The sequence below is a fragment of the Cupriavidus sp. 01L415 genome, assembly GCF_056400065.1.
The window spans coordinates 1,135,779-1,143,524 of sequence record NZ_JBFTSP010000001.1; the positions used below are offsets into that span (position 1 = coordinate 1,135,779).

10 protein-coding genes are annotated in these 7,746 nt (G+C 66.2%); 6 read left to right on the forward strand and 4 right to left on the reverse strand.

Annotated features, from left to right (window positions below; all coding sequences use genetic code 11):
* Nucleotides 1-16: 16 nt before the first annotated feature.
* The 3 genes from AC1DOX_RS05265 (at nt 17) to AC1DOX_RS05275 (ending at nt 2,683) form a co-directional block, all read left to right on the forward strand.
* A complete protein-coding gene (locus tag AC1DOX_RS05265; RefSeq protein ID WP_441615617.1) occupies nt 17-937 on the forward strand; it encodes an ABC transporter permease in 921 nt (306 codons plus the stop codon).
* A gap of 82 nt (nt 938-1,019) precedes the next feature.
* Nucleotides 1,020-2,162 (forward strand): BMP family ABC transporter substrate-binding protein, encoded by a 1,143-nt coding sequence (locus tag AC1DOX_RS05270; protein ID WP_092139005.1) that lies wholly within the window; start codon nt 1,020-1,022, stop codon nt 2,160-2,162.
* A 227-nt stretch (nt 2,163-2,389) separates the two neighbouring features.
* Nucleotides 2,390-2,683 carry a YkvA family protein gene (locus AC1DOX_RS05275; protein ID WP_441615619.1) on the forward strand — a complete coding sequence of 98 codons (294 nt, stop codon included), beginning with the start codon at nt 2,390-2,392 and terminating at the stop codon, nt 2,681-2,683.
* Nucleotides 2,684-2,734: 51 nt separating this feature from the next.
* Here the strand turns inward: AC1DOX_RS05275 and AC1DOX_RS05280 are convergent, their stop codons facing one another.
* From AC1DOX_RS05280 to AC1DOX_RS05290, 3 genes are all read right to left on the reverse strand, one after another.
* Nucleotides 2,735-3,169: a methylglyoxal synthase gene (locus AC1DOX_RS05280; RefSeq protein ID WP_441615661.1), complete on the reverse strand. Its 435-nt coding sequence runs from the start codon at nt 3,167-3,169 to the stop codon at nt 2,735-2,737.
* A 148-nt stretch (nt 3,170-3,317) separates the two neighbouring features.
* Nucleotides 3,318-4,106 (reverse strand): SDR family oxidoreductase, encoded by a 789-nt coding sequence (locus tag AC1DOX_RS05285; RefSeq protein ID WP_092139011.1) that lies wholly within the window; start codon nt 4,104-4,106, stop codon nt 3,318-3,320.
* 78 nt (nt 4,107-4,184) lie between these two features.
* Nucleotides 4,185-5,072 carry a DMT family transporter gene (locus AC1DOX_RS05290; RefSeq protein WP_441615663.1) on the reverse strand — a complete coding sequence of 296 codons (888 nt, stop codon included), beginning with the start codon at nt 5,070-5,072 and terminating at the stop codon, nt 4,185-4,187.
* 435 nt (nt 5,073-5,507) lie between these two features.
* Between AC1DOX_RS05290 and AC1DOX_RS05295 the strand changes: the two genes are divergently transcribed.
* The 3 genes from AC1DOX_RS05295 (at nt 5,508) to AC1DOX_RS05305 (ending at nt 7,586) form a co-directional block, all read left to right on the forward strand.
* On the forward strand, nt 5,508-6,503 hold the full coding sequence (locus AC1DOX_RS05295) for a Bug family tripartite tricarboxylate transporter substrate binding protein (RefSeq protein WP_441615621.1): 996 nt from the start codon (nt 5,508-5,510) through the stop codon (nt 6,501-6,503).
* A gap of 162 nt (nt 6,504-6,665) precedes the next feature.
* Nucleotides 6,666-7,316 carry a uracil phosphoribosyltransferase gene (upp, locus tag AC1DOX_RS05300; RefSeq protein WP_441615623.1) on the forward strand — a complete coding sequence of 217 codons (651 nt, stop codon included), beginning with the start codon at nt 6,666-6,668 and terminating at the stop codon, nt 7,314-7,316.
* Between the two features lie 99 nt (nt 7,317-7,415).
* Entirely contained in the window at nt 7,416-7,586 is a 171-nt protein-coding gene (locus AC1DOX_RS05305; RefSeq protein ID WP_092139017.1) for a DUF3149 domain-containing protein, read from the forward strand.
* Between the two features lie 54 nt (nt 7,587-7,640).
* Here the strand turns inward: AC1DOX_RS05305 and AC1DOX_RS05310 are convergent.
* A partial coding sequence (locus AC1DOX_RS05310; RefSeq protein ID WP_477101396.1) for an IS3 family transposase occupies nt 7,641-7,746 on the reverse strand: 106 nt, incomplete at its 5' end.

Genomic DNA, 7,746 nt, shown 5'->3' on the forward strand with positions numbered 1-7,746 from the left:
GGAAGCGCACAAGAATATGGAACAACTCGCTCCCCTGATCGCCACTGCGATCAACGCCGGCACGCCGTTGCTGCTGGCCGCGCTGGGCCTGCTCATCAACGAGCGCTCCGGCGTGCTCAACCTCGGCGCCGAAGGCATGATGCTGGTGGCCGCCGCGCTGGGTTTCATGGTCGGCTACCAGACACAGTCGCCGATCCTCGGCTTCCTGGCCGGGGCCGTCGCCGGGATGCTGATGGCCACGCTGTTCTCGTGGCTGGCGCTGGTACTGGCCACCAACCAGGTGGCAACCGGCCTGGCGCTGTCGATCTTCGGCACAGGGCTGTCGGCCTTCATGGCGCAGCGCTTTGTCGGCTACGCCCTGCCCGCGCAGGCCAAGTCGGTGCCCTTTCTGGCGGACCTCCCCTTCATCGGCCCGGCCTTCTTCCAGCATCACTGGATGGTCTACTTCAGCCTGCTGCTGTGCTTTGCCATCATGTGGTTCCTGTTCCGCACGCGTGCCGGCCTGACGCTGCGCGCGATCGGCGAATCGCCCGAGTCCGCCCATGCGCTGGGCTACCCGGTGCGCTGGATCCGCTTTGGCGCGCTGTTGTTCGGCGGCGCATGCTGTGGACTGGCCGGCGCGTACCTGTCGCTGGTCTACACGCCGATGTGGGTGGAGAACCTGGTCGCCGGTCGCGGCTGGATCGCCCTGGCGCTGACCACCTTCGCCACGTGGCGCCCGGGCCGGGTGCTGGTGGGCGCGTGGCTGTTTGGCGGCGTGACCATCCTCCAGTTCTATCTGCAGGGCATCGGCGTGTCGGTACCGTCGCAGTTCCTGTCGATGCTGCCCTACGCGGCCACGATCGTCGTGCTGGCACTGATTTCGCGTAATCCGGCGTGGATCCGGCTCAACATGCCGGCATCGCTGGGCAAGCCGTTCCGCCCGGGCAATGCCTGAGGCGCGGGCCGCCACCGTGTTCACCAAGTCTTAGAACGAAGTCAAACCACAACGCATCACAAGACGTTTCAAGGAGAGATCGATGATCGTTTCACGCAGGTCCACCCTGGCGGCCCTGGCCGCCACCGCCGTGCTGGCCCTGGCCGGCTGCGGCAAGAAGGAGGCCGAGAAGCCGGCCGAATCGGCGGCGCCGGCCTCCGCACCGGCCGCCGCGGCCAGCGAACCGCTGAAGGTGGCATTCGTCTACATCGGACCGGTGGGCGACGCTGGCTGGACGTTTGCCCATGACTCGGGCCGCAAGGCCGTGGAAGCCAAGTTTGGCGACAAGGTCAAGACGACGTTCGTGGAGAACGTGCCCGAGTCCGCCGCCGACGCCGAGCGCGTGTTCCGCGACCTGGCCAGCCAGGGCAACAAGCTGATCTTCGGCACGACCTTCGGCTACATGGAATCCATGCTGAAGGTGGCCAAGGAGTTCCCGGACGTCAAGTTCGAGCACGCCACCGGCTTCAAGACCGCCGACAACCTGGGCCAGTACGACGTGCGCACCTATGAAGGCGCGTACCTTGCCGGCGTGGTGGCCGGCAAGATGAGCAAGAGCGGCAAGATGGGCGTGGTGGCATCGGTGCCCATTCCCGAGGTGATCCGCAACATCGACTCCTTCACGCTCGGCGCGCGCAGCGTCAACCCGAAGGCCACGGTCAAGGTGGTGTGGGTGAACAAATGGTTCGATCCGGGCAAGGAGCGAGAAGCGGCGACGACGCTGATCGGCCAGGGCGTGGACATGCTGATGCAGAACACCGACTCCGCCGCCGTGGTGCAGACCGCGCAGGAAAAGGGCGTCTACGCGTTCGGCTGGGACAGCGACATGAGCAAGTTCGGCGAAAAGGCCCACCTGGCCGCCTCGGTGATCTCGTGGGGCGTCTACTACAACAAGGTGGTGGAAGACGTGCTGAACAAGCAATGGAAGTCCAACACCACGTGGTGGGGCCTGAAGGAAGGCATGATCGACCTGAAGGGCTTCAACGCCGTGGTGCCGGATGACGTGAAGGCGCTGGTCGAAGAGCGCAAGAAGGGCGTGATCGATGGCAGCGCGCCGATCTGGAAGGGTCCGCTGAAGGACAACGCCGGCAAGGAACAACTGACGAAGGACCAGGTGGCCGACGACAACTTCCTGCACAACATCAAGTTCTACGTGGAAGGCGTGGAAGGCAACGTCCCGGGCTGATCCGCAACGGTACGACAGACGGTGACGCCGCCCGGCCCGCCCGCGGGCCGGGGCGTATGCCGCGGGGCCGGTGGCTGCAGTGCAGTCTCCGGCCTTTTTTCTTGCCGATTGCCTTGCCGATCGCCCGCTGATTACCTGGTAGTTGGCAAAAGGAACTTGAACCGCTCCGCTCCGGCCCAAGCTATCTGTGCATGCGCTCCCGGCGCGTGTGAACAAGGAGGCCCATCATGTGGAAGCGAGTCTCAGCCCTGTGGACGCTGCTGCGCCGTGACGGCAGGCTGTTCTGGTTCGCGCTGCGGCATCCCGACGCGCCGCCGTGGCTCAAGCCGGCCGCATTCGGTCTGGTGCTCTACGCCATCTCTCCGATCGACCTCATCCCGGACGTGATCGCCGGGCTGGGCATCGTGGACGACGTCGTGCTGATTCCGCTGGCCGTCCACCTGATCCTGAAGCGGCTGCCGCCTCATATCCTGCGACAGGCCGAACTGCGCGCCAACGCGACCACCGTGCGGCCGCGCTGAATGTCGCGCTGGCCTGCGCGCTGACGCGCGCCAGCGCCCCCACCCGCCGATTCAGGCCGCCGGCTTGTCGGCGGCTTTCTTTTTGCCGTCTTTTTCGTCGACGAAGCAGTGTCGGGCCAGCTCCACGACCAGGAGTTCGGCCGTCGCCAGATTGGTCGCGCACGGCACATTGTGCACATCGCATGCGCGCACCAGCGCATTGATATCCGGTTCATGCGGCTGCGGGGTCATCGGGTCGCGCAGGAAAATCACCGCGGTGATGCGGCCCTCCGCAAGCTGGGCGCCAATCTGCAGGTCGCCGCCCCACGGGCCGGACAACATGCGGATGATCTCCAGGCCGACTTCGTCCGCAATCCGGCCGCCGGTGGTGCCGGTAGCCAGCAGCTCGCATCGCGCGAGGAATTCGCGGTGCCGGCCGGCAAACGCAACAATGTCATCCTTCTTGTGATCGTGCGCGATCAGCGCAATGCGTGGGCGGGTCATCAGAAATTCCGGAAGTCTTGAAAGGCTGGAACGACGGTACAACACGCTGCGCTACCGCGTCCAACGACAACGCCTCACACGCAGCATGACGATTCCTCACGCCCGTGACCCCGGCATTGCGCCGGGATCACGGGATTTACGCGTCAGGGCGTCAGAAGGTGCCGGGGTAGGCACCGCCGTCCAGCAACACGTTCTGGCCGGTCATGAAGGCGGCCTGCTTGCTGCACAGGAACGCGCAAGTCGCGCCGAACTCGACCGGATCGCCAAAGCGGCGGGTCGGGTTGGCGGCGGCGCGGCGCTCGGCCACCTCTTCCACGGTCAGGCCGGCCTTCTTGGCGCCGCCTTCCATCGTCTTGTAGAGGCGGTCCGTGTTGAACGGCCCCGGCAGCAGGTTGTTGACGGTGACGCCATGCTGCGCGACTTCGCGCGCCAGGCCGGCAACGAAACCGGTCAGGCCCGAGCGCGCGCCGTTGGACAGGCCCAGCACGTCGATCGGCGCCTTGACCGCGCCGCTGGTGATGTTGATGATGCGGCCCCACTTGCGGGCGATCATGCCGTCCACGGTCGCCTTGATCAGCTCGATCGGCGTCAGCATGTTGGCGTCGATGGCGGCGAGCCAGTCGTTGCGGTCCCAGTCGCGGAAGTTGCCCGGGGGCGGGCCGCCGGCGTTATTCACCAGGATGTCGATATCGCCCAGCTTGGCCGCGGCGTCCAGCGCCTGCTTGCGGCCCTCGGGCGTGGTGATGTCGGTGGCCACCGCCACCACGCGGCGTCCATGGCGCGCGCGCAGGCCGGCGGCAGCCTTCTCCAGTGCCTCGGCACCGCGCGCCACGATCACCACGTCGACGCCTTCGGCCGCCAGCGCGTCGGCGCACGCAAACCCAAGTCCCTTGCTGGCACCGCACACCAGCGCATGCTTACCGCGCAGTCCGAAATCCATTGCTCGCTCTCCTTCCTCGGTTAATCGATTGCCGGGCACCGGATGCTCGTCCGGCGTTCCCGCTGCTTGCTGAAAAAATCAGGTCTTCCTGGTCGACAGCAGATACATGCCGCCCAGCACCAGCGCACTGCCCGCGATCTGCACGCCGCTGATCGGCTCGCCGAGCAGCCAGAACGCCAGCAGCAGCGTCGACACTGGGCCGATCATCCCCGCCTGCGACGCCATCGGCGCGCCGATGCGCGCCACCGCGATCATCGTCAGCGAGACCGGCAGCACCGTGCAGAACACCGCATTGACGAGTGACAGCCACATCACCGGCGCCGGTTGCGCCAGTTCGGCCAGCGGCCGGCCAAGCGCCAGATACTGCACCACGCAGCAGAACGTGGATACGCACATCGCATAGGCCACCAGACGCAGGGAACCCACGCGCTGTACCAGCTCGCCACTCAGAATCAGGTACACACCATACGACAACGCGCTCGCCAGCACCAGCGCACCGCCAAGCCATACGCGCTCGCCGCTCACGCCGAGATCATGCGCGAATACCAGCACGATGCCCGCATACGCCAGCAACAGCGATATCCACTGCCGGACGTGGATGGGCCGGCGGAATACCAGCGCCGTGGTCAGCAGCACGAACGATGGGGTCAGGAAGAGGATCAGGCGCTCCAGGCCGGCCGTGATGTATTGCAAGCCCAGGAAATCGAGGAAGCTCGACAGGTAGTAGCCTATGATGCCCAGGAACACCACGCGGCCGCGATCCGCCCAGGACAGCGCCGGCCGCTTGCGCGCCTGCCACCAGCCAATCGCCATGAACAGGGGCACCGCAAACAGCATCCGCAGCGTGATGACCATCACGGCGTCCACGTTGTAGCGGTACATCAGCTTGGCGACGATGGCCTTGGCGGAGAACAGCACGGCGCCGATGGCCGCGACGGCGAGCCCGTAGCGCTGCGGCGCGGGCAACTCGGCGGGCGATGACAGGGACTTCTGGGATACGGACACGGGGAGTGGGAGGCGCTATCAAATTGATTCTGGCGTCGTTGCGCGATTCGCTTGCCGCCCCCTCTGCTGTCCGCGGCCGCGCGTCTGGCCAGAACCGCTATCGGGTCATGTCGATAGCACCTCTCGGTCTGGGAAACGCCGGGCGGTCGCACGGGAGCGGCGGGAACAGGTGCGCGTGGATGCCAGGACCCGACGATTGTATGTCAAAAGGCGCAAAGTCCGCCGGCCGGAACGAGGGGCGCCAGCACGGCGCGCCGGCCTGCGAGAGGCCCGCCGCCACGCGCTGCCCGGCGCGCGGCTTTCCCATACAATGGCCCGTGCCGCCCCCGGCACATCCCGGCACATTCACCACCGATGCCACGGGGCGAGACAACAACATCTGGAGATACCCGAGTCATGCCGCACTGTTCCGCCCCGGCCTCGCGCCGCGCGTTTATCGCCTCCGCCATTTCCCTCGCCATCGCCGGCTTCGCGGGCAACACCAGCGCCGCCGACACCTTCCCGGCCAAGCCGATCCGCTTCGTGGTGCCTTACGCCGCCGGCGGCACGACCGATCTCGTCGCGCGCACCGTGGGCCAGCGCGTGGCTGAGAAGCTCGGACAGCCGGTGGTGGTGGAAAACCGCCCGGGCGCTGGCGGCAACATCGGCATGGAGGCGGTGGCCAAGTCACCGGCGGACGGCTATACGATCGGCTTTGGCGCCATCTCCACCAACGCGCTGAACCCGCATATCTACAAGCACGTGCCGTTCGATCCGCGCCGCGACTTCACGGCCATCAGCCTGTTGGGCACGTCGACCATCGTGCTGGAAGTGAGCGAGAGCCTGCCAGTGAAGACCGTGCCGGAACTGATCGCCTACGCCAAGGCGCATCCGGGCCTGACCTATGCCACGGCGGGCACCGGCACCTCGATGCACCTGGCCGGCGCAATGTTCTCGCAGATGACCCAGACCGGCCTGACCCATGTGCCATACAAGGGCAGCAGCCCAGCCATCAACGATCTGCTGGGCGGCCATATCCAGGTGATGTTCGACAATCTGCCGGCGTCGCTGCCGCACATCCAGGCCGGCAAGCTGCGTGCGCTGGCCGTGGCCGGCAAGGCGCGCTCGCCGTCGCTGCCGAATGTGCCGACGCTGGCGGAGGCGGGCCTGCCGGGCTACGCGGTGGAGCCGTGGTTCGGCGTCTATGGCCCCGCCAACCTGCCCGCGCCGGTGGTGCAGGCGTTGAACGCGGCGTTCGTGGAGGCGCTGGCGCGCCCCGATGTGCGCGACAAGCTGGTCCAGGCCGGTTTCAATCCGAAGGGATCGACCGCGGCGGAACTGCAGGCGTTGACGCAGACGGAATACGAGCGTTTCGGCAAGGTCGCCAAGGCCGCCGCCATCACCGTCGAGTGAAGGGTGCGCTGCGCGGCGGGCTTCCGGTTGATTGACCGGCAGGCTGCCGGCGGCACCACGCGCGGCGGGCGGGTCGGTATCCATTACAATCCCGCTGCATCGGGCGCGTGGCCAGCATGGCCGCGCAGCCCTGACCAGACACCTGCCGAGCCCGCCGCTGCCATGAAACAAGATCCGCGTTTCCCCAATCTCTTCATCCTCAATCACCCGCTGATCCAGCACAAGCTCTCGCATATGCGCGACAAGGAAACGTCGACGCGTACGTTCCGCGAGTTGCTGCGCGAGATCACGCTGCTGATGGGCTACGAGATCACTCGCAACCTGCCCCTGACCACGCGCCACATCGATACGCCACTGGTACCGCTGGAGGCGCCGGTCATCGCCGGCAAGAAGCTGACGATCGTGCCCGTGCTGCGCGCTGGCGTCGGCATGAGCGATGGCCTGGTCGAGCTGATTCCGTCGGCCCGGATCGGCCACATCGGCGTGTACCGCGACGAGCATCACCGCCCCGTGGAGTACCTGGTGCGCCTGCCGGACGTCGAGGACCGCAGCTTCATCCTGTGCGATCCGATGGTCGCCACCGGCTACTCGGCCGCGCATGCGGTGGACGTGCTCAAGCGCCGCGGCGTCAGGGACGAGGCCATCACCTTCGTGGCGCTGGTGGCCGCGCCCGAAGGCGTGGAAGTCTTCCAGCGCGCCCACCCCGGCGTGAAGCTGTTCGTGGCATCGCTGGACAGCCACCTCGATGAGCATGCCTACATCATCCCGGGCCTGGGCGACGCGGGCGACCGGCTGTTCGGCACGAAGAACTGAGGGATGCCGAGGCGCTTGATGCGCCTCAATATTTGAGTGGCGTGGCTCCTTACACTGAAAGTCGTTTTTTTACGACGTGTTCCGCCCAGGAGTCCACACATGGAAGCCATCAAGATTCTCTTCTCGACGCCCACCGGACTGGCCAGCCTGGCCGTCATTGCCTTCATCATCGGCATGGGCGCGTTCTTCGCCCGCCTGTTCGCGCGGAAAATGCGCGAGGATGCCGAGGCCGCGAGAAAGGCCGGGCGAGCGCCTCACACTGATATCTGAAGCAAGAAAAAACGCCTGCATGTGAACTGACCCCAAGAAGTTGGACAGTTTGAGTTAGGCGGCTGAGGGCTGAGTCCTGTATTGCACGGGACTCAGCCCGTTTAGTTTGAGCTTGATGCGGTCGTGATTGTAGTAGTGAATGTATTGGCGCAGTCCGGCC